This is a genomic window from Geobacillus sp. Manikaran-105, assembly GCF_002809955.1.
GTDB lineage: Bacteria > Bacillota > Bacilli > Bacillales > Anoxybacillaceae > Geobacillus > Geobacillus thermophilus.
Window position 1 is genome coordinate 1 of record NZ_PIJG01000017.1, and the last position, 22976, is coordinate 22976.

At 44.0% G+C, this 22976-nt stretch carries 18 protein-coding genes and 2 pseudogenes; 4 read left to right on the forward strand and 16 right to left on the reverse strand.

Features of this window, described 5'->3' with window-relative positions; all coding sequences use genetic code 11:
• Nucleotides 1-72: 72 nt before the first annotated feature.
• Nucleotides 73-1026 (reverse strand): hypothetical protein, encoded by a 954-nt coding sequence (locus tag CV945_RS06890; RefSeq protein ID WP_232722042.1) that lies wholly within the window; start codon nucleotides 1024-1026, stop codon nucleotides 73-75.
• A gap of 248 nt (nucleotides 1027-1274) precedes the next feature.
• Here CV945_RS06890 and CV945_RS06895 point away from each other — a divergent pair, with 248 nt between their 5' ends.
• A complete protein-coding gene (locus CV945_RS06895) occupies nucleotides 1275-2525 on the forward strand; it encodes a deoxyguanosinetriphosphate triphosphohydrolase family protein (RefSeq protein ID WP_100659434.1) in 1251 nt (416 codons plus the stop codon).
• 56 nt (nucleotides 2526-2581) lie between these two features.
• Here CV945_RS06895 and CV945_RS06900 read toward each other — a convergent pair whose 3' ends face one another.
• The 10 genes and pseudogenes from CV945_RS06900 to CV945_RS06935 form a co-directional block, all read right to left on the reverse strand.
• Complete coding sequence (locus CV945_RS06900; protein WP_100659435.1) at nucleotides 2582-5254, reverse strand: DEAD/DEAH box helicase; 2673 nt, start codon at nucleotides 5252-5254, stop codon at nucleotides 2582-2584.
• A 12-nt stretch (nucleotides 5255-5266) separates the two neighbouring features.
• Entirely contained in the window at nucleotides 5267-6850 is a 1584-nt protein-coding gene (locus CV945_RS06905) for a site-specific DNA-methyltransferase (protein WP_232722044.1), read from the reverse strand.
• A 17-nt stretch (nucleotides 6851-6867) separates the two neighbouring features.
• Nucleotides 6868-9741, reverse strand: a complete 2874-nt coding sequence (locus CV945_RS06910; protein WP_014195555.1) for an SNF2-related protein — start codon at nucleotides 9739-9741, stop codon at nucleotides 6868-6870.
• A gap of 425 nt (nucleotides 9742-10166) precedes the next feature.
• Nucleotides 10167-10496 (reverse strand): nucleotide pyrophosphohydrolase, encoded by a 330-nt coding sequence (locus CV945_RS06915; protein ID WP_100659437.1) that lies wholly within the window; start codon nucleotides 10494-10496, stop codon nucleotides 10167-10169.
• 30 nt (nucleotides 10497-10526) lie between these two features.
• Nucleotides 10527-11318, reverse strand: a complete 792-nt coding sequence (locus CV945_RS06920) for a hypothetical protein (protein WP_232722047.1) — start codon at nucleotides 11316-11318, stop codon at nucleotides 10527-10529.
• Nucleotides 11319-11555: 237 nt separating this feature from the next.
• Nucleotides 11556-11849 carry a helix-turn-helix domain-containing protein gene (locus CV945_RS06925; protein WP_050368571.1) on the reverse strand — a complete coding sequence of 98 codons (294 nt, stop codon included), beginning with the start codon at nucleotides 11847-11849 and terminating at the stop codon, nucleotides 11556-11558.
• 20 nt (nucleotides 11850-11869) lie between these two features.
• Entirely contained in the window at nucleotides 11870-12307 is a 438-nt protein-coding gene (locus CV945_RS06930; protein ID WP_232722049.1) for a hypothetical protein, read from the reverse strand.
• A 133-nt stretch (nucleotides 12308-12440) separates the two neighbouring features.
• Nucleotides 12441-12676: pseudogene (locus CV945_RS17830) on the reverse strand (IS701 family transposase); the annotation flags it as partial.
• Nucleotides 12677-12784: 108 nt separating this feature from the next.
• Entirely contained in the window at nucleotides 12785-13021 is a 237-nt protein-coding gene (locus CV945_RS17035) for a hypothetical protein (RefSeq protein WP_157807513.1), read from the reverse strand.
• 45 nt (nucleotides 13022-13066) lie between these two features.
• Nucleotides 13067-13402: a hypothetical protein gene (locus tag CV945_RS06935; RefSeq protein ID WP_100659439.1), complete on the reverse strand. Its 336-nt coding sequence runs from the start codon at nucleotides 13400-13402 to the stop codon at nucleotides 13067-13069.
• Between the two features lie 119 nt (nucleotides 13403-13521).
• On the opposite strand from CV945_RS06935, the pseudogene CV945_RS06940 reads away from it, so the two are divergent.
• Nucleotides 13522-13650: pseudogene (locus tag CV945_RS06940) on the forward strand (IS982 family transposase); the annotation flags it as partial.
• 78 nt (nucleotides 13651-13728) lie between these two features.
• Here CV945_RS06940 and CV945_RS06945 read toward each other — a convergent pair.
• Together CV945_RS06945 and CV945_RS06950 are read right to left on the reverse strand one after the other, a co-directional pair.
• Nucleotides 13729-16272, reverse strand: coding sequence for a restriction endonuclease-like protein (locus CV945_RS06945; protein ID WP_100659440.1), 2544 nt, complete (start codon nucleotides 16270-16272; stop codon nucleotides 13729-13731).
• Nucleotides 16241-17920: an MrcB family domain-containing protein gene (locus tag CV945_RS06950; protein WP_100659441.1), complete on the reverse strand. Its 1680-nt coding sequence runs from the start codon at nucleotides 17918-17920 to the stop codon at nucleotides 16241-16243. Before CV945_RS06950 ends, CV945_RS06945 begins: the two co-directional genes overlap by 32 nt.
• 430 nt (nucleotides 17921-18350) lie before the next feature.
• Between CV945_RS06950 and CV945_RS06955 the strand changes: the two genes are divergently transcribed.
• Entirely contained in the window at nucleotides 18351-19118 is a 768-nt protein-coding gene (locus CV945_RS06955) for a DODA-type extradiol aromatic ring-opening family dioxygenase (RefSeq protein ID WP_100659442.1), read from the forward strand.
• A 385-nt stretch (nucleotides 19119-19503) separates the two neighbouring features.
• Here the strand turns inward: CV945_RS06955 and CV945_RS06960 are convergent, their stop codons facing one another.
• Nucleotides 19504-19887: a hypothetical protein gene (locus CV945_RS06960; RefSeq protein ID WP_232722051.1), complete on the reverse strand. Its 384-nt coding sequence runs from the start codon at nucleotides 19885-19887 to the stop codon at nucleotides 19504-19506.
• Nucleotides 19856-21016, reverse strand: coding sequence for a helix-turn-helix domain-containing protein (locus CV945_RS06965; protein ID WP_033006286.1), 1161 nt, complete (start codon nucleotides 21014-21016; stop codon nucleotides 19856-19858). The genes CV945_RS06960 and CV945_RS06965 overlap by 32 nt, the downstream gene beginning before the upstream one ends.
• A gap of 583 nt (nucleotides 21017-21599) precedes the next feature.
• Between CV945_RS06965 and CV945_RS06970 the strand changes: the two genes are divergently transcribed.
• Complete coding sequence (locus CV945_RS06970) at nucleotides 21600-22016, forward strand: hypothetical protein (protein ID WP_100659443.1); 417 nt, start codon at nucleotides 21600-21602, stop codon at nucleotides 22014-22016.
• A 54-nt stretch (nucleotides 22017-22070) separates the two neighbouring features.
• On the opposite strand, the gene CV945_RS06975 is transcribed toward CV945_RS06970, so the two are convergent.
• Nucleotides 22071-22976, reverse strand: coding sequence for a pseudouridine-5'-phosphate glycosidase (locus CV945_RS06975; protein ID WP_100659461.1), 906 nt, complete (start codon nucleotides 22974-22976; stop codon nucleotides 22071-22073).

A 22976-nucleotide genomic window follows, 5' to 3' on the forward strand; every position in this document is an offset into this window, starting at 1 on the left:
CGTGACGGGGCAAGCCTATGGCTTGCCTTCGACAGTCGAAAATGGACAAACCGCTTTTCCGTCAAGGATATGTTAAACTTCTTCGTTGCATCTATATAGGTTAACCGCCCGCACATTTTCTTTTTGGAACGTCAACACTTGCTGTTGACTAAGCAAGCGGAACGCTTCTGTATAAAGCTTAAACATTTTTTCATGCGGTGACAGCTTAATCAGGCGATTGACTTTCTTCGTCATCGATGGCGGCAATTGCTCGTATGAACAAGTTAATTTTAGCAAATGGGGCAAATATGGAAGAAGATGACCGTCTCTGTTTTTTACATGTACGACCGGTGTTTTTTCATGAACCCCTTTTAGCTTCCCCAGTTCATTTTTTTCTAAGTAATAATCAATGACACTTTGTTGTAAAAACGGACTTTTTTGTCCGGCTGTATAGTCAGCCATCCCCACAAAAGTGTAATAGTATGCTCGTCTATTAAATAGATCGACAACCTCCATTCCTTCTTTGAGAAGCGATGGATCATTATTGATCACATCTTGCAATGTTTTTCGATATTCAAAACGGTGCTGATAATCAAAACCGACGAAAATATCTCCATTTTCTTCGACTGAAAAGGAAATATAGATCGCCGGATGAATGCTAATTTCACCGACATGCATTGATTGTTCATTGGCTAAACGGAATAAGTCGTTATCCATCTTATAGCTGCTTTTACAACGATTCTCTAATTCTTTCTTAAATAATTTTTCTAAAATTGTTCTTTCCATAGGCAAAGAACATTGAATGGGCCGATGTTCGTGTTGAATATAACGATGATCTCCCCAATGACAAATCTCTTCAAACGATGCTATATACTGTCCGTGCGCCACCACCGTTATGTACGAATTTAGCTTTCTCAGTTCATAAGCGATCGAATGGGCATAAGAATATTTTTCGTGTGGATTAGATAAAGGAACCGTATAAAGATGAATGGGAATATCCGACGCTTTTTCATTCGCTTTACATTCAGAAAAATAATAGTGGTTCACAATCTCACCGCCTTTCCAAATCGATCCATTCTATATTATATCATCATCTCTTGTAATTATATCAAAAATATTATGACTTGAATAAAAACTATGAATATATGTTTATAAAAACGCATCCTCTTGGGAATAAGGTACAAAAACAAGGGGTAGACTAAAGATTATCCGAGTTTTAATAAAAATTTTGATAATTGTTTAAATTGTTATAAAATAATAGGGGATAATACTAAGAAAAGCAAAGGGGGTTCTTCATGAGTTCTAGTCAAATCGATATTTCAAAGATGATTGAAGAAGGACAAGAAATAGCAAGCAATCAAAATGAACTTCACACATTTCGCCAATATAAAGATTTATTTATCTCCACTAAACAAGACGAAATAGATGGTTGGAGAGATCCGTTTCAAAGAGATTATGCTCGTGTTCTTCATTCTTCTTCATTTCGACGATTACAAGGAAAGATGCAACTTCTCGGCACTCAAATAAGTGATTACTATCGCACCCGTCTTACTCATTCGCTTGAAGTGAGCCAAATCGGAACAACCATTTCTAGAAAAATAGAACATGAAGGTGTTAAAGTAAACTCGGCATTGGTTGCGATGGCATGTTTGGCACATGACATTGGCAATCCACCATTCGGTCATTATGCAGAAAAAGAGTTAAATAAATTAATGAAAGACGATGGAGGATTTGAAGGAAATGCACAGACACTCCGCATTCTCTGTAAATTAGAAAAGAAAAGTTCTTATTATGATGGGCTGAATTTAACAAAAGCCGCTTTATATTCCGTTGTTAAATACGGCGTTTATAACACATCTCCAAAACAAATCGAAAAACAAAAATTTCTTTATAAAGAAAATAAGCAGAATTTAGAAGATAACGGAACAATGAAAATCCAAACGATAGAGGCACAAATTATGGAACTTGCAGATGACATCGCCTACTCCACTCATGACCTTGAAGATGGATTAAAATCAGGAATTTTATCGATAGACGCTGTATTAGGGCAACTTAAAGAAGAATTAAGAAAAGAGTTTCAAGAACTATTGCAACAAGCATATAAAAATTGTGGTGAGACGTTTGGTGACGTTGCATTTAAATCACTCACCTCTACATTAATCGATACGTTTATTAAAGACATCGGTGTAGTGGAATTAACTGAAGAACAACGTCAACGGAAAGGCACCTCCTTTAAATACGGCTTAGGATTGCGAACAAAAGCAAAGTTAATGGACGGATTAAAAAATGCTGTAAGGGAGATTCTCATCGAAAAACCAACTGTAGCGTTGTATGAAATCAGAGGAGCCCGGATAGTCAATCGCTTGTTTGAGCTCTTAAATGATGACAAATATGAAAGACTACTTCCTCCTGAGTATCGAGCCTTAATTCAAAACGGGGAACCAAAAAAGCGTGTTGTATGCGATTATATAGCTGGAATGACAGATCATTACGCTGAACAACTTTACAAACAATACTTTGGAGATCCAAATACATTGAAAATATAAAAATAACAGATAGGCAAGCCTGCTGCTTGGCTTGCTTATCTGTTTAGATAATAAAATTAATTCTTTCTATACACTGCCTCTAATCCCTTAATCGTCTTATTCGAATCCACATCATCATGTGGAATTAATAAATATACCCATTCTTTTCCGTTGTTTTGACGAGCATGATCGGATGCATATTTGCACCAGGTGATAGCCGCTTGTGCTTTCTGTGCTACTTCTCGATCTTCTTCGATTCTGTTTGTTGCCTTAATTTCACATAAATACATTTTCTCTTCTGTTTCCACAATAAAATCCGGGATATATGCTTGTGTTTGATTATAATAAATTTTAATATGATTTTTCGTTGGCTTCAGCCATTTTAAAACGGATGGATCGTTTTCGCAAATGACCGCAAATCTTCGCTCCGCATCAGATTCAAATTTTTGTGTTCGATACAAACATTTTTTAAATCCGCCAAAACACATGTTTCGAATCGCCGCTTTATTTGCTACTGGTTGGCGAAAATCGCGCACTTCTTCATTGACATCTACAGTGACACTGGTATCTTTTAACGTATCAAACCCTATTCGAACAGTCACTTCATAATTCGTTTGCTCTTCATAATAATGTTCTTTCATTTGCTTATAAATCAATTCTGCCAAACGTTTTTGATTGTAAATTACTACATTTTTGACATCATCTTCCGTTTTCAAATAACTTCGAAGATAATTAATTAACTGTCCTGATAACTTATACAACAATTCAGCATGTTCTTCATAGGAAACATCTGGATAATCCATTAGATGAAAGACAAGATAATCTTCTAAACGTTCTTCCGTCATATTCGTATCTTTTTGAATCCGCAACACTTCTCTTTGATGTGTACGCAAATGTTCAATTAGAATATTTTCAGCAACAGGCTGAAATTTTGGAATTAAATCGCAGTTTAAATCAAAATCGCGGTACCCCCACGAGATTTCTCCTGTAGGTTGCACGATAATTCTCGGAATTTCCATAGTCAAATTAGGAAGTACATCAACTGCTCTTGCAACCATGCTCTCAATCATTTTTTCAGGTTCTTCCTCAAATATAGACAATTGTGATACTGTGTATGTTCCTTTCACATCGCTAACAATTTGCTGTTGTACTTCAGGATCTTTTAATTGTTTAGAACTATATAATGTGCGCTGCTTAGAAATGGCTTTTACTATTGTTTCCGCAATGTTTCTTTTCATTTCTATTTTCTTTTCGTCTTCTGGAGAAGTGGATTCCGTCGTTCCAACTAGTTCATCAATTAATGAACGTTCTACGTTTGACTCAACAGTAACTATTTTTTTCTCTGTCTGTGCCACATCACGACCGATGACAACCCCACGGCGAATAATAGAAGTAGGATTATTCGCCTCATCAATAATTTCTTGGAATTTATCATGCGCAATAATCGTTAAACGATCGACTGCTGGAACTCCCGTCCGTTTTCCGTATGGGAGACGAAGTCCTCGACCGATGGACTGTTCCACTAATGTTTTGGAGTTTGCCGCACGAAGTGGGATAATCGTATATAAATTCGTTACGTCCCATCCTTCTTTTAACATGTTCACATGAATGACAATCTCTATTTTTGAATTCGGATCCTCAAGAGCAAGCAATTGCTTAATTGTTTCGTCCTTTTCTTCGCCACGCTGGTTGGAATGAACAGTAATGACTTTACCTTTATAGCGTCCTTCAAAAAAATCATCACTTTCAATGATGTTCATTAACTCTTCCGCATGATTCGTATCTTGAGCGACGATAAGAATAAACGGCTTTACTAATTTTTCGTTGTTTTCCCGAGCGTATAATTCTAGCTCTAATTTCGTTTCTTCATGGACACGGATACCGTCTTCTAATTTTAAACGTTCTAACTCTCGTTCGGTGAATTTTGCTGGATTAAAATTTTCTCTCGTCGCTACAGCTGGCTCTTTCACATATCCGTCTTCCATCGCTTTATACAAAGGATAGCTATAGATTATATTTTTAAATGGTATCGTTCTGTTTCCGCTTTCCACTTGCGGCGTAGCCGTTAACTCCAGACCAAGAATCGGGTTCAGTTCATTGATCGCTTTCACCCCAGCTGATGCTCGATACCGATGCGATTCATCCATTAATAAAACAAGATCAGGAAGGGATTTTAAATAATCATAATAACTCTGTCCTAAATATTCACTTAACCGTTTAATTCTTGGCGCTTTTCCTCCTCTAACTTCGCTGTTAATCTTAGATATGTTGAAGATGTTAATGTTTACAGCTAACGGATCAGCTAAAAAGAGGGCTTGCTGATCATAGTTATCCCCTGTAATAATGTTCGGTTGTTTATTAGCAAACTCGGAAAGCCCCTTAAACACATATTTCGGTGTATTAGGCGTAAAATCTTGGATTAATTTTTCATAAATTGTTAAGTTAGGTGCTAAAACAAAGAAGTTACGAATTCCTTTTGCCATATGTAAGTAAGCGATAAACGCTCCCATCAGACGTGTTTTACCGACGCCAGTGGCTAACGCAAAACAGAGCGATGGAAATTCTCGTTCAAAATCAGTAACACTAGGAAATAATGCATTAACAGCCGCTAACTTCTCTTTTAACGATTGTGGATCATTTTGTTTATCTAAGCCGAAGTGTTCAATCACTTCGGCAAGAATTTCCAATGATTCTTTTTGTGGTTTACGGAGACTAAGCCGAGATGAGATAACGTTAACGATACGATTCATGACCTCTTCCCCCTAAAATAACTCTAATTGTTCTGGTTCTTTTTCTTTCATTGGTAAGTTGTTGACATTTAAACTGTAATCGTCGCGACCAAACTCACATTTGTTTAAAATAGCTTGCGGAATTTTTTTAATCGTCACTTGCGGGAAATCCTCAACGTTAACGTTATATGCTTTACAGCAAATGAGCAATGTTTCATTTTCTTTCATTTGCTCGACAATACTTTCCACCATTTGTTGCGTGACAAGCTGTGTGGTTGTATAGATAAAATCGTTCTCCGTAGATTGACCTTGCTTCCAAAACACTTCCGGGTCTGGATTGTACGTAAACCCTTCATGTTTACACATCGCTTCCGCCAACATTTCGGGGTTGTATTCTGGATTAATAATCCAATTACCAAACTTATCTTTCTTCAACAAACTTGGCGCCAATTTGTAATAGCGGAACCCCCCTCCACCTTTCCAATTCACCGCCTTGCTAATCCCACTTTGATCCGTTCCATCAATAACTCTCTTCATTCGCGGAATAATATGCGTATGGCAATGCTCGCCAAGCTCAATCATAATCCATCGCCGTCCCATTTTATGCGCCACTGCACCAGTCGTTCCCGAACCGGCAAAAGAATCAAGGACCCAGTCGCCTTTTTCGGTTACTAAATCAATTAAGGTCATAATTAATTTTTCGGGTTTTGGATAATCAAATGCTTTTTTGCTTCCAAATAAGTTTTCCATTTCTTTTTTTGCATCATTATTTGTTCCGTGATCATCAAGTATCGAACGAAGGACTTTTCCCTCTGTAGGCATATAAACTTTATGATGGACAGTCCAGCCATTTCTAGTTTTAACAACCCTAATATTTCCTTTTTCTAATTCTTGATAGAAAGTTTCTTCCGATTTTTGAGAATAAATTTTTAATTCTGTTCCATCTTCACATCTATATGTAAAAATAATAGGATTTTGTAGACCGGGTCTGGATAAAGTATCCCAATAGAATCTTCCATTTTCATCTCTTTCCTTATATCTATCCAAATATTTTTCGTCATAACTAATTCTCCATTTATTAGTATGACTTAATTTATTTTTTGCATATACTAAAATATATTCATGATCCAGAGCAATAAATCTTGAATCATTTCCTCCTCCTTTTCTCTTTTTCCATATTAAATCCCCAATAAAGTTCTCTCTGCCAAAAATACTATCCATAAGTACCTTTAGATAAGCATGTTCATTTTCATCTATATTAATAAATATGACTCCGTCGTTAGAAAGTAGCTTGTGAAGTATTTCTAGTCTAGCACGCATTAAAGTAAGCCAAAGGCTATGTTCAATTCCATCATCATACTTTTCAAACGCATTCCCTGTGTTATATGGTGGGTCAATGATTATACATTTAATTTTTCCAGTAAATTCTTGCTCCAACGCCTTTAACGCTAACAAGTTATCCCCAAAAATAAGCCGATTATCAAAAATATCATTTTCCGTCACTCGTTCTTTTGCATGATATGAGAGTTCCGGGTCTTCGAGAAGAATACGCGGTTCCAGTTTTGGTCGTTCGTCTTTGCCAATCCATGTTAATTCTAGTTTTTGTTTTTGTGCCAATGTAATCCCTCCTGTTGCTACACAATTCTCCATTTGATTGTAAAAAGGTGCTCAGTTGCCGTACGCTGTTCTAGTTTTTTCTCGACTTCCTCGAATAAGCGATCTTTTTGTTCATCAATTTCATCTTGCTGATCATAGAGATTTCTCCGCATCTCGTTGCGCTTCTTTTCCAATTCCTTAATTTGCTTGTTTTTTTCCAGCTTTTCAGCTAAGTTACGTGTAAGTTTTGCTTCTCGCTTCAAATGTTCAATTTCTACCGTCATTTCATCTATATCTTTTTCAAGTTTATTTTTCAAGTCTTGCGACCACTTTTCCAGCTTTTCTAATTCAGAATCAAGATAAGCCGATGCTCTCTCCATAATCTCATTTAAAATTGCTTCTTGTTGCCCTTCGCTAATCCGGCGAAGCGTATTTCGAATCGAATCAGAAATTTCCACCTCTTCTCCTTCAACAGCAGGCAGTTCAAACATTTTTTCGCACATTTCCTGATCGAGCTGTCCACCTTCTGTATCAATTGCTGAAAAAATAAGGTGCTGTTCGCTTTCTAATGACTGTACATGAAGCAAATCAAGCGATAACCAACCTTCTTTTCCAATCAATCGCTCTAAAATACTGACTTTCCCTTTATAATCCGAATAACGGAACGTAATTTCCTTCGGCAACAGTTCCCGGCTTTTTGCCTGCTCGATCCACTTTTGTGCAAGCGGATGAGAAAAACGAAAATGATGAACGTTTGGGCTGTTTTGCTTCTTTGCTTGTGATATCATTTGATATGTTTCATAATCTTTGACAAAACTTAATGTTTCATCATCAAATATTGCCTCTCTTGCACCTTCATATTTTGATAGATTCCAAAGGTAACGTTCCATACGATTGAGGTGTAAACTTGTTTGATGATAATGATCTCTTAGTTTCTCTCTTACCTCATCATCGAAGTTTTCTAATAGATGCATACGTGTTTCTTTCATTTTTAATTGAATTTGCTCATCTAACTCGGCTTGCAAGTTTTTAAACGCTTGTTCAATTTCTTCCGCCGTGCGACACGTCTGATAAATTTGTTGAATCCGTTTTTCAAAATCGACACCGGACTCTAGCGAACCTAGCACCTCATCCGAAGAACCAAAAACCCCTTCAAACAGCCTAAATTTTTCGGAGAGAATTTCATACACTTTTTTATCGGCTTCATTTTTACAATTTAAAAAGTTAATCACAACGACATCATGCTTTTGACCGTAACGATGACAACGTCCGATTCGCTGCTCAATCCGCTGTGGATTCCAAGGTAAATCGTAGTTAACGACTAGGCTGCAAAACTGTAAGTTAATCCCTTCTGATGCTGATTCCGTTGCAATCATAATCGACGCTTGTTCTTTAAAATATTCAACAAGCGCTGCGCGCATATCTGCTGTCTTCGATCCGGTAATTTTATCATCATGCCGATGCTTTTCTAACCATTGCTCATAAATTTGTTTTGCCTGTTCATCCTGGTTTTCGCCATTAAATAAAACAATTTTGCCAGCGTAGCCATTACGTTCAAGAAATTCACGTAAATACATCTGTGTTCGACGTGACTCTGTAAAAATAACCGCTTTTTCATTTGCACCTAGCATTCTTAATTTTTCAAATCCTTTTTCAAGCGCAATAAGCAATGCTTCCGCTTTTGAATTTTCTTTAATTGATTTTGCTAGAGAATAATATTGTTCTAATTCTTCTTTTTCCTCTTGAATAAGACGCTTCATTTCATCTGGCGATAATTTGTCTATGTATGATGGCTGATCGTCTTCTTCCCACTCTTCCACCGTATCATCAAATTCGTCAACATCAGCGTAAACATCAGAGTGTTCTACAGTTATCTCTGTTTTTCCGCTATCTAATTGTTCTAACAATTGCTCAAGCCTTTTGATGAGAGAAAGCAATGTATCGGAAATAGCAAACGAAGAAGAAGCTAACAATTTGCGAACAACAAGCGTCATTAATGCCCGTTGGCTTGCCGGTAACGCAAAAAGATGTTCTCTTTGTAAATATGCCGATACTTTTTCATACAGTTCCCATTCCTCATTCGTTGGCATAAACTCTTGAGTGATCGGAATACGCTGTGTATAATTCACGTACTCAGTCACTTGCCGTCTTAATGTACGATGGCAAACAGGCTTAATTCGTTGTTTCAAATCAATAAAATCCATTTCCGACATTTCTTTCGTTCCGCGGGAAAACTGGCGTCTAAACGTCGTTTCATCACCAAAAATATGCGGATCAATAAAACTGATAAGTCCATATAATTCCATTAACGAGTTTTGCAACGGCGTAGCCGTCAATAAAATTTTGGGATAACCAGCTGTAGCTTCTCTTAACGTGCGAGCAATTTTATTTGATTTTTTATATACATTTCGCATGCGATGTGCTTCATCAAAAACGATTAGATTCCAGTTGACCTTTCGTATCATATCCGCTTTATTTCGAGCGTATGGATAAGAAGTAATCACAATTTGATCTTGTTGCAAAAAAGGATTACGGTGACCGGAACGTACCATTTCGTTGAAGTTCTTGCTTTCTAATATAATGGATGGGATATAAAACTTTTCCCATAGTTCCTGATGCCATTGTTTTCTTAGCGGAGGCGGTACGATAATAAGGATATTTCGCTTTCGTTCTGCCCACAATTGACTAATAATCAATCCCGCTTCAATCGTTTTTCCTAGTCCTACTTCATCCGCTAAAATCGCTCCTCTCTCCAATGGAGCACGAAAGGCAAATAATGCTGCTTCCACTTGATGTGGGTTTAAATCGACCGTAGCATTAATGAGAGATTGGCTTAACCGTCCTATCGAATTTGAAGCGTTTTGTTTTGTCAGTTCGTAAGCAAAGTATTTGCTTTGATATGACGTTATCATTAACTAGCCCCCCAAATATAAAGTCCCAACGTTACTCGCATGCCGGACGTTATCTATATTTCTATTATATTCGACGTTATCTTACAATAACAGACATTTGACAACATATGACAATGTTCTCCTAAGGTCCCATGGCTCTCTCACTGTTATCTTCAATTTATTAAAAAATGTTTATCCGCTTCTTTCATTTCTCCTAATAATTTTTTGTTCTTGATTTACTCAATGATAGTATAACGATTGACATCTATAGTTTAAAGTAATACTGAACGTGTTGCAAAACGCATAACCAATGCATAATGTACATAAAAAATCCACCACCTTGGAAGGTCATATACAGTGACCAAAAAAATAAGGGGTGAACACGATCATGATTCCAATTGGAACAGCGAACATGAATCTAACAAATCACCAAAACTTTTTCAACTTTATAATTCAGTATATTTCTTTTTTGACCCAAACGACTTCTCAATCGGATACTTTTGTTCATTTTTCTTTATTTTATCAACAACAGCTTTTTCCAGGTCAATTCCTAATTCATGTGAAAGCAGGAGTGCATAAATGACTACATCGGCAATTTCGTCTTTTATATTTTCCAAATTTGTTTTTACAGCTTCTTCGCTGCTTTTCCACTGGAAATTTTCCAGCAACTCTCCTGCTTCTAGAGATAATGAAATCGCTAAGTCTTTTGGGGTATGAAACTGTTTCCAATTACGCGCATCGCGAAATTCAATGATTTTTTGCTGCAAGTGTTTCATGATTATTACCTCCGTTAGTGCTATTTTTCTTTAAATGGTGTCGCTATCCATCAATCTTACCATTTCCTTAAACACCATCGACGGCTGTTTAAGCAAAGCGTCAATCGAAAGTGTTTTGCGTTTAGTTCCTCTTGTGATGACTAGTTGCTCTCCTTCGAGCTTTATGACAATATCTTTGATGCGGTACGCTGTAATTTTAGACGCTTTATCTAAGTATCGGTCATCTAGGTCAAAGCGAATGCGGTCGGACAGTCTCCGCAGCATTCTCCATAAAGTGATTTCTTCTTTCGATTTCATAAACAATTCAGGGAGTTCTTTCGCTTCTTTTAACGTATTTAAGGTAGTCATTGTGTAGACAGATATTCCGTAGCCGACCGGTCGGATAATGTCCTTTAAAAAATGCCAGCTTTCGATCTCGAATCTCACGTACTCCTCTGAACTGTTTTTTGGCAGTTCATTGATTTCGTATCGTTTTACAAACTTTACATCGGTGATCTTTCCAAAGCAAGCAACTCCATTGACCGGCGCCGCTCCTTGTTTTGGATAAAGAGCGATGTATTTCGCTTCCTGCCATCCTTTTTTCAGACGTTTGACCGGAATATGATAAAACCGGTGCTTCAGATGGGTGTGATAGTTTTGCGCGCTTGGGACCATTCCAACAAGCACTTTTTCATCGAAAGAAGACCGCCATTCTTCCATAATTCCTTGCGGCAAAATTCCTTCCTGTTGCAGTTCCTCCGGGCTTTTTTCGATCAGCCGCTCGATGAACTGCTCGACGAGGCGGGTGGCGTGCGGCAAAAACGGCATCGACGATGGGCGCAAAAAATCCTCCCGATTTTCGTCGGGAGGGTGAAAAAAAACGAATGGTTAAGCTTTTCCGGCTCTTCACCACAAGTTGTACTTGATCATTTACGGCAAGATAGGTGCGCATTGGGAAAATAGAGGATACAAAAAATGCGAATTTTCCCGTATGGGAAAGGAGCCGGCACCAAATCATCGGAGGAAAATTCACATGTACTCTCAGTTGATCAAAGAACTCACCGATTTCTCTATTATGCGCTAAACGCGAACATTCAGGTTATGATCCTGTCTGCTTGTACCATCAATGATAAAAGGAGTATTCAATGCCTGCGAAATTTTAAAAAGCGTCTCTACCCTAGGACTTGTAAGTCCCGCTTCAATTCTCCCAATCGTGGATTTTGGAACTCCAATGCGATCTGCCAGTTCCTGTTGAGACATATTCAGCTGCTTTCGTCTTGTTTTAATCTGTGCAGCTATCGTTCCTTCCAATCGAAGTTTTTGAACATGTTGCTCGCCTCGAATGGCTGCATATTTCTTAAAAAAATCACTCATTGTTTTTCCCTCCCAGTCCATTAATAAAGGCAAGGGTCGAAAGCGCAATAACGTTCATATGCTGATTCAGCCGGCACAATATCCTCTCGTCTTATCGCTCCGTTATACTGCTTGTCAAAATAATGAAGCAATATGACTTTTGAAAAATTGTGAATCGCAAATATAATTCTGTGATTTCCAGTTCTTCCACCTCTTATCCCCCATCTGTAAAAATGATCATAACGAGTATTCATGCTAAGATGTTTCAATGACGGAGGGGTGATATCATCCGGAAAGCTGTTGTCCTCCGGATCAGAAGGATATGGATGATGTTGAATAATCGTAAGTTGCCTGGCATATACATCAGCAACATGACACCATATACCCGGACGACCTTTTTGTCTAAGTTCTTGCTCGGCTTTACTCAGTAGATGATTTTCAAATTCCTTTACATTTCCTGTGTATATTACCTCAAACAATATCCTCTACCCTTTACCAATTATTATACACAATGATAGCATTTATGCTACTTACATGCAATCATTTATAACTGTAGATGAGCCTTTTTCGTTACAGTAATTTCTATTGTTAGAAAGACAAGCAGGCCCCCCCTTATACGATACGGAGCTGTTTTTTGATCACACCAACGGGAATATCGCGGCGTCATCAATGAACTCGACGGCGCTGCGGCTTTTCTGCGATCGAAGCTGTTCCCGTTCGGCGAAAAGAGGGTTGTTGAGATTCGGCGATGCTGTACATGCAGTCGGAAAGCACCGCCGCCCCATACCGTTTCATCCCCCTCGAATGTGGCGAACGCGGTATTCATCCATCTTCAGTTGGCCTTTCGCCGGTCAAGACATCGACGATATGAACGAGGTGCTTGATGACCGGTTTGGACAGCAGCGACGGCAACCCTAACGTGAAGATGTCAATTCCTAGGTGATGTGCTCAACGATTTATGAGACATGAACGCCCTTGTGCGAATAGGTTTTGAGCACATCTATATTTACCCAAGGAATCCGGTTCATGTCTCCTTTTTGTTTGGTTGTCATTTTATGTTGGTGAATTGGCTCATCTACAGTCGCTAAAACATTCCAGAAAAACATGCCAAAATTGTTTTCGATCAGCCGCTCGATGAACTGCTCGACGAGGCGGGTGGCGTTCGGCAAAAACGGCATCGACGATGGGCGCAAAAAATCCTCCCGATTTTCGTCGGGAGGGTGCAAAAAAGTGAGTGATTACGCTTTTCCTTGCATTCTACAAAATTTAGAAAATAGTCGCCTCCCTACATAATACCCCATTGCCCCAATATAAATGGGAATCATAAAGACAACAGACGGATAAAAGGGAAGCGACGTAACCATTGCAATTCCTAAAACAACTGTCCACCCCCACTTCACTCCCCATCTTCTCTCAAAATAAGAAACAAACACTTCTGTCACTGCGCATATAAGAAAAATAGCCAATGCCGCAAACGGTAAAATGGCAATGACAAAGGCAACATCACTAAACAAAGAGAGAGAAAACGTGAACATGACAAACGCCCACAAAACCCCTACAAAAAATTTTTTCACTCATACTATCCCCTTACCCATGGTGCTAGATAAACTTGATCAAGCATAAAAATAGCCCTTGCTGGCGGATCTCCATTGGAATGAAAGTGTGACCCATCATTCGAAAGGAGAGATCTCCCATGCAAGAGCACTTTCATTTTACTACAGATCCAGCCAAACTGCCAAAACAATATGCCGTCATTTTCTGTTTTGTTTCTGCCCAACTGTCGTTGATTCAAATGTATCTTCATCGTCACAATTGTCACTTGGATCAAAACGTTTGCTTCCGTAAAAGCGATATTCATAAACGCCCAGAGGAAATGCTACAATGCTTGAGGTGTGCAATGTCATCGCAAAGTTGACTTTTCAAGGTTCATTTTCTGGTCGCACCCCTCCCCCATCATCCCCACCACTTCGTGAAACACGGCCGACGGCTGCCTGCGGAGCAGGTCGGCGGGGATTGTTTTGTGCTTTGCGCCGTTTGTGATGATGAGACGGCCGCTTTCCAGGCGGATGGACACGTTTTTGACGCGGTATGCGGTGATTTTGGACGCCTGATCCAAGTAGCGGGCGTCAAGGTCGAAGCGGATGCGGTCGGACAGCCGCCGCAGGATGCGCCAAAGGGCGATTTCGTCGCTTGATTTCATGAACAGTTCGGGCAGTTCTTTCGCCTGCTTGAGCGTGTTGAGCGTCGTCATCGCATAAACGGCGATGCCGTAGCCGACGGGGCGGATGACGTGTTGGAGAAAGTGCCAGCGTTCGACTTCGAAGCGAACGTATTCGTCATCGCTTCGTTTTGGCAGTTCGGCGATGGCCGAGCGTTTGACGATGTTCACGGCGGTGATTTTGCCAAAGCACGTGACCCCGTTTTGCGGGGCGGCTCCTTGTTTCGGGTAAAGGGCGATGTAGCGCGCGTTTTGCCAGCCTTTTTTCAGCTGCTTGACTGGGATGTGGTAGAAGCGGTGCTTCACGTAGGCTTCGTAATGCCGCGCGCTTGGCACCATGCCGACAAGCACATGCTCGTCGAACGCCGACCGCCATTCTTCGATGATCCCTTGCGGCAGGATGCCTTCGTTTTGCAGTTCTTCGGGATTCTTTTCAATCAACCGCTCGATGAACTGCTCGACCAGGCGGGTGGCGTTCGGCAAAAACGGCAGGCCGCCGATGTTGACGTCGTTGATGCTTTTGTACAGCGGGTGCGCTTGGTAGCTGTCTTCGTCATGCCACGGGAACAGCACGTAGGCGCCAAAGGCGGTGCGCTCGTATGGGCCGCCGCGGCGGGCGACAAGCGAATCGCGGTAGCGGTGCATCGTGTTGATGTCGTCTTCCATCGGGCCCGGCATTCCGTACCGTTTTTCATACGCGCTGCCGGAAACGGCGAAATCAAGGCGGTATTTGGCATCGAAAATGTAGTTGAACGTATAGTCTTTTCCCTTCTTTTCAATCGCCAAAACCGTGTCGGGCATTTGCGGGACGGTCGGCAGCCTCCCTTCGTACAGCTGGTACGTGAGCGTGATTCGCTCGCCCGTGTGCGGATGTTCGTACACTTGCTTGGCGGAGCGGGTTTTGTCGAGATGGACGAACAGCCCCAAGCGGTTCACTTGGATGACGTTTTGACTGATGAGTCTGTATTTTTTCCCGAGAAGCTGCCCGAGTTTTAGAAACGTCCAATACTCGTACAGCGTCGCCACGTCTTTGACGGACATTCGGTACAGCGTTCCCTGCAAGGCGAGGCCGCGGGTGATGAGGAGAAACAGCTGATAGGCGTCGCGGTAGCCAGGCGCCATTTGCAGGACGAGGCTCGCAACAGAGCGGTCAAGCCGCCCGATCGGCCGCCAAAAGGAGTGACGAAGCCGAGTTTCGAGCGCGCGGATCATCGATTGGATGCGCTCCAGCAAATCCGGATCCGGTTCTGTTTCGTACCGCTTTTGTTTCCCTTGCACGTGTTCGAACAAATCGCGCAGCTTCTCGACAAGGCGCGTCATCATCCATTTGACGAACCGGTTTTCGAGCGTGTCGTACGTCAGTTCTTGTTTCGCTTTGAGCCCCGATTGCGGCATGACGGTTCGACTTCCAATGTCGATGCCGCGTTTGACATCGCGGAACACATGCGGCCGCTTGCGCAAATCATTCCGTCCTGCCGCATCCAAACGGTCGAGCTGGTCGCCGCGCACCCTCACATGGACGGTCGACAGTTGATGGTGCGGCTGCCGCTCGATATGGCGAATGGCCTGCAAAAAATCGCCGATATGCGCCTCCATAAGCCGGAAAAATTCACTTCGGGACGGCGCGCCGCTGCGCTTCGCCTTCGCCCGCTGGTACGTGCGCTTGATAAAGTGAAACGCCAAGTTGTAAATTTCTTCGCTCACTTCATCAAGCAGTCGCTGGTAGTCTTGTTTGTAGGTCAATTTCGTCGGGAAAATTTCGATCGTCACGTCCAAAACGGAGCGGTGGCCGTCGCGGATTTCCAACGTCGACAGCCCGACTTCATTCGGGAAGTGAAGATTTCCCATCAACACCGCCTGTCCGCCGATGTCAACACGGCTGATGGCGTTTCTCAGCGCTGGCGACTCATGGTAAAAGGAGAGAACCCGGTCGGTTTTCGGAACGACAAGCAGCTGATAGATGCCGTTTTCAAAGAAAATCGGGCGGTGGCCGCCCGACCAGTAGACAAGCGCCCCCGCGTCCACGTCAAACAGCTTGACGTTTCGCACCCCTTCGCCGCTTGCGAAAAACTCCATCGTCTCGTGGAAATCGAGGCGGCGGTACTGCTTAAGCCCTTCGTATTGTTCGTGGTACGGCTTTCCTTTGATTACGAGCGTGAGCTGTTCCGTTTCGATATGGACGAGCTCATAGTCGTCACGCCCCAAGCCAGAACGAAGTGAAGCCATCGTCCTCTAACCTCCGCAGCATGCGCCAAATTTTCTCCGCGCTTTTTGGATAGCGGGCGTACGACACATCAAGCGCACCGCTGTAGTCCCCATCCGGTTCAAAACCGGCGCACAGGACAAACAGCTGTTTGAGCGCCCGCTCGAGCCGCGCGTCGCTTCCTGAAAGGCGCGGCAACATTTTTTGCATGAGGCAATGGTCGAACGCCTTGTCAAATTCCATCAGCTTTCCTTCTTCGTTGTAAGCAAGATAAAAGCAGATTTCATCGCGGACGCGGTAGCCGATGTGCGCCCCGAGCGGCTCAAGGATGCGGTTGATGTCCACGAGCTGTTTCGTCGCGTCTTCTACCAGCTTTGGATAATCGGCATATACATCTTTCAAATGCAAATACCGCGCCGCGAACAGCTCCTGCCCGACAGGTTGGGGTGCAACGGTCGGCACATCGCGCAAAAAGTCGAGATGGTCGAGACGGACACGGTTGAACTCGATCGTGTTGGCGCGGTCGAGCACTTTTTTGCTGAAGGGGTGGGTCGTCTCGTCCATGTTGACCGTGCCGATGATGTAGACGTTCGGCGGGAGAAAAAGGTCGCGCCCCACCGTTTCTCGCGGCAGCAGCCGCGACGATACAATGCGCCCATTTTCCCAGCGGCGGCTTTCCATCACGCTCAGCACATCGCTGAAGTAATGCTCGACGCGGGCGAGGTTCATCTCGTCCAACACGACGAAATACGGTTTGTCGGGATGGTTCTCGGCTTCGATGATGACGTTCGCAAGCGGCCCAGGCTTGAACTCGCCTTTAATGTCGACATAGCCAAGCAAATCGGAGCCGTCGTTCCAGTCCGGGCGGACGGGGATCAAGGCGAAGCAGCCGTTGTCTTCCGTGGCGCCGACGCTCTCGGCGAGCCATTGAACGATTTTCGTTTTCCCCGTTCCAGAAATGCCGGATAAGATGACGAACGGTTTTGTTTTTAACGATAGAAAGAGGTTGGCCACTTCCTCTTTCGTATAGTAAAACCCTTTAGCGGATATGTATGAATGAATATGCTCAACCGCCTCCCGATAGGAAAAGACCTGCTCGGGCGGTGCCATTGGTTCTGTTCGCTCTACATACTGTCGGTAATAATCGATCATCGTTTCGAGGTCGCGCGCGAGTTGTTCATCGGACGGCAAATCGTCAAACGAATAGGCGATATACGCCGCCACCGACCGCTCGTAGTCTTTCGCCCGTTTGCTTTCGCCAAGACGGATGTCATCATCGGTCCGCACGCGCTCTCCGGCAGGAATGAGTTGGCGGATGCCGCGCTTCACCCGCTCCATTTCGTCTTTCGGCGTCTCCGTCACTCCTTGGGCAAGCGTCAAATAGAGACGGCGCCTATCTTCGCTGAACAAGTAGACGATATAATAGCCGCGCTGCGTCGAATCCGTCACTTCTTGGTCCATCACCGCCACCCACGGCACGTCGGTCCAATTCCCTTGACCGACCGACCCTTTCACCATATACCGATCAGGCGGCAGAAACGGCAGCGCTTTCAACGCCTCTGGAATCGCCCGCGTCACTAACTGAAACGTCCGCCGCTCTTTCGACAGTTTTTCCTGCTTGTCTTGCTCGTAGATGGCCATTACTTCACGGAACAGATCGTGCAATGACATAAGAATAGCTCCTTCGTGCCGAAATGTTTTCTTCGTTTCTATTTTTCTTCTATTCTACTAAAAAATTAGCTCTCTTAACTAGTAAGAGAGCCGCTTTTTCGAGCATTCGCGTGGGAGAAGCGCATTGAAGGAGCACATTCGTCTTGGTGATATCTCTCTTTCATTCTCCCCAAACGCCCGATCGGGTTGGGCGGCGATGAATATGGCGGGAGACAAAGAAAAGCTCCTCATCGTAAGGGAGACAGAAACGCCTACGAGAAGATTCAAACCTCCATCGCACGGTTTAAGAAAGCGTGTGCATAGAAGAGCGAAAGATGTTTATACTACACTAGGGATGAGAAATTCCGGCGCCGTTTTTCGGCGAATCGTTTGGAGGCGGCATTAGGCCGCAAGCAGATTTGTCAATATGGTTCAAGGGAGGAATGGAACGATGAGACCCCCCGCCCTATTTCTCGCTCACGGTTCGCCGATGTTGGCAATCGAAGACAATGCGTACACGGCGTTTTTGGGCAAACTCGGGGAAGGAATTCGCCCACAGGCGGTCGTCGTCTTTACCGCCCATTGGATGACGCGCCAACCGACGGTTTCGGTGGTTGAGGGGACGTATAACATGATTTATGATTTTTCCGGGTTTCCGCGCGAGTTGTATGAAGTGGTGTATCCGGCGCGCGGGTCGGTCGAGTGGGCGGAGCGCGTGCGGGAGCGCCTAGGCGGTGTGGCGGAAGTGGCCGTCGATCGGACCCGAGGATTGGATCACGGTTCGTGGGTGCTACTCTACCGCTTATTTCCGAAAGCGGATATTCCGGTTGTGCAGGCGTCGGTCGTGCCGTGGTGGACGCCGAAGCAATTGTTGCAGCTCGGGGAAGCGCTGCGCCCGCTGCGGGATGAGGGCGTGATGATCATCGGAAGCGGCGGGACGGTGCACAATTTGATGGCGCTCCGTTGGGAAGGGCATGCGGAGGCGGACGAATGGGCCGTCGCATTTGATGATTGGCTTCTCAGCCGATCCGCCGCCCATAGTGAAGAGGTGTTCGAGTATGAGAACAAGGCGCCGTACGCCAAGCAGGCCGTGCCGACGCCCGAGCATCTCGCGCCGTACTGGATCGCCTACGGGGCCGGCGATCGCGGCGGGGCGCCGCGCGTGTTGTTCCGTGAGTACCAGTATGGGAGCTTAAGCTTGATGGCGGTGGCGTTTTAATGGAAAGCTCGCTCCCTGCTTCAACGCATGGGGCGGGTTGTTTCTTTGATGGAAAACAGCGTTGCTACTGCCCGGAGCACGTTTTATACGTTTGCCCGTTGCCACATGGGTCTTTGCGGCCAGTTTTTGGTGGAAGACGTGGAATGTTCTCAAAGAAAGGCCGTCCTTGAATCGCATCCAGACAGGACCGTTCCCTATTTCAATGCAAAAGGCGCTAGTCTTGTTCAACACGGCTACACATCTTGCAAATGATACTGTTTATAAATTTGGTTCTTCAACCTCGGATGCAAGTGGCAGCTGCACTCATCGGAAAACAACCGGTCAATCAATCCCTTGAATTCTTCCCGTCCGATCAACCGACGCTCATACGCGCAACATAAAATTCCTAAAGTTCCCGTATATTCGATGCCATAACTTTCACATGCATGATGATCCTTTTTTCATTCGATGTGCATACAATCATATCTTGACCGGCAATGGCAATCAGTTCTGCATCATATTCGCTCAATCCTGTCCATTCTGTCAGCAGCTGATACATGAGCCCGTATCCCTCTTCCGTATGCAAAGAGACCGTTTCGTAATCGATTTGTCGCAAAGCCGTCCGGATATCGTCAGGAGTCTCATTCCACAAAATACTTTCGGGAACACACACTCGGCCAAACACTCTCGTCAGTAAATCCATCCTGTCCAACTCATAAAAATCGTTTAACACATTGTTGTCCACCACCGCTCTCTTTTTATAAAGCCCCCGTATTTTCTGAACATCCATGCTCCTTATACCATCCCTTGACCATTTCTCTAGCAGTCCGCAAATCGCATCCAAGGATTTCGCATACTTTGTTAATCGTAATGCTCCCCTCAAAATACGCCTGTTTCACAAAATAGGTCAGTTTGCGGTTTTTGGGAATATACTCGATTGGAGCGGGTTCTTGTTCTTTATATCCTTGCTCCCGCAACGTTTTTCGCAAATGGCCGTACGTCCTTCCGGAAATGTATTGTTCATCCAATAAGGCCCTCATGAAGGCTTCAGCACTGACAAAAAATTGGCGCTTAAGCTCCATAATCGTTTCAAGGGTAACATATCGTTTAAAATAATAAGCATATTCCCGCAACTGTTCGCGAGGAATAAGAAAGTAGCTTGCAAACAACGTGGCGACTTTTTCATTGATTTCCCTTCTTGCGCTGCTGTAAGTAAGAGAGCTAAGATCACTTCGGTACTCCTCGCGATGAAAAATAAGATGGCCAAGTTCGTGAATGACGCTGAACCGTTTTCGTTCCTCAGGTATTTCGTCGTGATCATTAAGGAAAATAAAAGCTCCTTTTTCCTCGGAGTAAGCCGATAAACCATCAATTTTTTTATCAATCGTTTTCAACGCGATGACATGTATACCATGGCGCTCTAAAACCGCATAAATATCGCTTGGGATCACATGATCAAGGCCAAACATTTTCCTCGTTTGTTCCGCTGCTTGTCGAATAATGGTTTTATGCTCCTCCGTTAACTCATGATCAACGAGCTTTACTTTATACGTCGGGGGCAAATAAGCAACACTAGCCTCTCCAAAAGAGGCAAGCAGCTCATAATAATCATCCATGATCCGATTCACTTGATTTTGATCAATCAGACGAAAGTTTTCTTTAGGGTTATCCGCGCGAAACATGAAAGAAGACATTGGTTCACGCTGATCATCTGAAGAAACGATCAAATCCTTCATCGGGATATTCAAGTGTCGCGACAGAAGAAATAATTTTGCACTGTCAGGAATTTGTTCCCCTTTTAAATATTTGGCAATCGTTTGTCTCGTCACGCCCATCAATTCGGCTAAATCTTGATTCTTCAACCCCATCTCTTTTTTGACCCGATTTAGATTTTTCGCGATCGTTTGTTTAATCTCCATCATCACACCTCCTTTGTGTTAATTATTTTTAACACAAAATAGAGTCATAAACCGATATTAATGTTAATTTTTATTAACCTTTTCTTTTAACATACCATATCGGGTTGGCATCAATCAACTTTACCATTCATTTTGGGAATAAGCATTGTACATTATTGGTAAACGTTTTCAAATAGGTTTAAGTCTTTGTTAAGCAACAAGCCCGCCTCTCGCTTCCATGCGCGAAGGCAGGCTGTTTTTTTAGCCAAAGTACGTGTACTTGCTTTTCGCAGCACTTTTCCACTTTTCCCGCTGCCGATTTCGCCCGTAGTATCGGCTGGGCGTCGACGTTCAGCTAGCCTCACGACGGGTTCACGATTTCTGTTTTATAATAAGAATACCAATGAAAACACTGACAGCGACAGCGGCCGCAATGATGGTGATCGGCAGCCAGTCAGTGGCAAAAGATGAATACGTGATCATTTCAGCCATAGCAGCGCCCCTCCTTTATCCATCATAAACGAAATCCCGCCAGATTTGAAACTGTTGTTCCTTCTCGCAAACTCGCTTGTTTGATATACTAGAGTGGAAGGAGGTGAAGAGGGTGGAAGAAAAAACGATATTGGCGCAAATTTTGCAAGTGCTGGATTTGTACGCGTCCGATATGCGCAAGCAGTTCGAAGCGCTCCATGAGAAATTCGACTCGCTTCAACGCCAAGTCCAAGCGTTGAGCGAACAAACGAACACGATGAACAAACGCATCGAAGACATGGACAAGCGCATGGAAGGAATGAATGGACGTGTGGAAGGAATGGACGGACGCATCGAGGAGATGGATGGACGGTTTGAGCGGCAGATCGCCCAGTTGGAGCGCACCGTGAACGAACGGTTCGAACGGCTCGAAGCGAAACTCGGCCACATCCGCGTCGAACTAGTTGAAACACAAGAAACGGTCGACTTCCACTCCGTCAAAATCGCCCAGCACGATCGAAAAATCCGCCATTTGCTTCACGCTCGATAAATCCTCCACTGCCATCATGCCCCCGCCCTGATGGGAAGGGCGGGGGCGTTCGCATCAAGAAAGCTCTCGGGCAAGGTCGGCCGCCAAGGCGGCGTTGTTTTTCACTAAGGCGATGTTTGCTTGCAAGCTTTTGCCTCCGGTTAATGTTTTCACACGGTCAAGCAAAAACGGGGTGACCGCTTTGCCGGTGATGTGCTGCTTTTCTGCTTCCTTAAGCGCTTGTTCGATGATGGCGGTGATATACGACTCCTCGAGCTCCTCTTCTTTTGGGACAGGATTGGCGATCACAACACCGCCGTTTAACCCAAGCTTCCATTTCGTTTCGATGAACTGAGCGATTTCTTCTGCGCTGTCGAGGCGATAGTCGACGCGAAACGGGCTCGTCCGCGAATAGAACGCCGGCAGGACGTCCGTCTGATAGCCGATGACCGGAACGCCGTGCGTCTCGAGGTATTCAAGCGTCAAGCCTAAATCCAAAATTGATTTCGCCCCGGCGCAGACGACCGCGACGTTTGTGCGCGAGAGTTCCTGCAAGTCAGCCGAGATGTCCATCGTCTGTTCGGCGCCGCGGTGCACGCCGCCGATGCCGCCGGTCGCAAATACGCGGATGCCCGCCATCTGGGCGCAAATCATCGTCCCCGCCACGGTCGTCGCCCCGTGTTTCTTCATGGCGACGACATACGGCAAGTCGCGGCGGCTCACTTTTTCTACATCGCGGCTTGTCCCTAACAATTCAAGTTCGTCATCCGTTAACCCGATTTTAATCTTTCCATCGATGATCGCGATCGTCGCCGGCACGGCGCCGCGGTCACGGATGATCCGCTCGACGTCTTTCGCCGTCTGCACGTTTTCCGGGTACGGCATGCCGTGGGAAATGATCGTTGATTCCAAAGCGACGATCGGCTTTTGTTCCGCTTTCGCCGCGGCCACTTCTTCAGAAAAAACAAGGATGTCGTTCAT

What these genes read in the sequence shown, in the direction of transcription:
- CV945_RS06895 (WP_100659434.1), top strand. Translation starts at nt 1,275, where the DNA reads ATGAGTTCTAGTCAAATCGATATTTCAAAGATGATTGAAGAAGGACAA.
- CV945_RS06900 (WP_100659435.1), bottom strand. Translation starts at nt 5,254, where the DNA reads ATGAATCGTATCGTTAACGTTATCTCATCTCGGCTTAGTCTCCGTAAA.
- CV945_RS06910 (WP_014195555.1), bottom strand. Translation starts at nt 9,741, where the DNA reads ATGATAACGTCATATCAAAGCAAATACTTTGCTTACGAACTGACAAAA.
- CV945_RS06915 (WP_100659437.1), bottom strand. Translation starts at nt 10,496, where the DNA reads ATGAAACACTTGCAGCAAAAAATCATTGAATTTCGCGATGCGCGTAAT.
- CV945_RS06925 (WP_050368571.1), bottom strand. Translation starts at nt 11,849, where the DNA reads ATGAGTGATTTTTTTAAGAAATATGCAGCCATTCGAGGCGAGCAACAT.
- CV945_RS06945 (WP_100659440.1), bottom strand. Translation starts at nt 16,272, where the DNA reads ATGGCTTCACTTCGTTCTGGCTTGGGGCGTGACGACTATGAGCTCGTC.
- CV945_RS06950 (WP_100659441.1), bottom strand. Translation starts at nt 17,920, where the DNA reads ATGTCATTGCACGATCTGTTCCGTGAAGTAATGGCCATCTACGAGCAA.
- CV945_RS06955 (WP_100659442.1), top strand. Translation starts at nt 18,351, where the DNA reads ATGAGACCCCCCGCCCTATTTCTCGCTCACGGTTCGCCGATGTTGGCA.
- CV945_RS06960 (WP_232722051.1), bottom strand. Translation starts at nt 19,887, where the DNA reads ATGGATGTTCAGAAAATACGGGGGCTTTATAAAAAGAGAGCGGTGGTG.
- CV945_RS06965 (WP_033006286.1), bottom strand. Translation starts at nt 21,016, where the DNA reads ATGGAGATTAAACAAACGATCGCGAAAAATCTAAATCGGGTCAAAAAA.
- CV945_RS06975 (WP_100659461.1), bottom strand. Translation starts at nt 22,976, where the DNA reads ATGAACGACATCCTTGTTTTTTCTGAAGAAGTGGCCGCGGCGAAAGCG.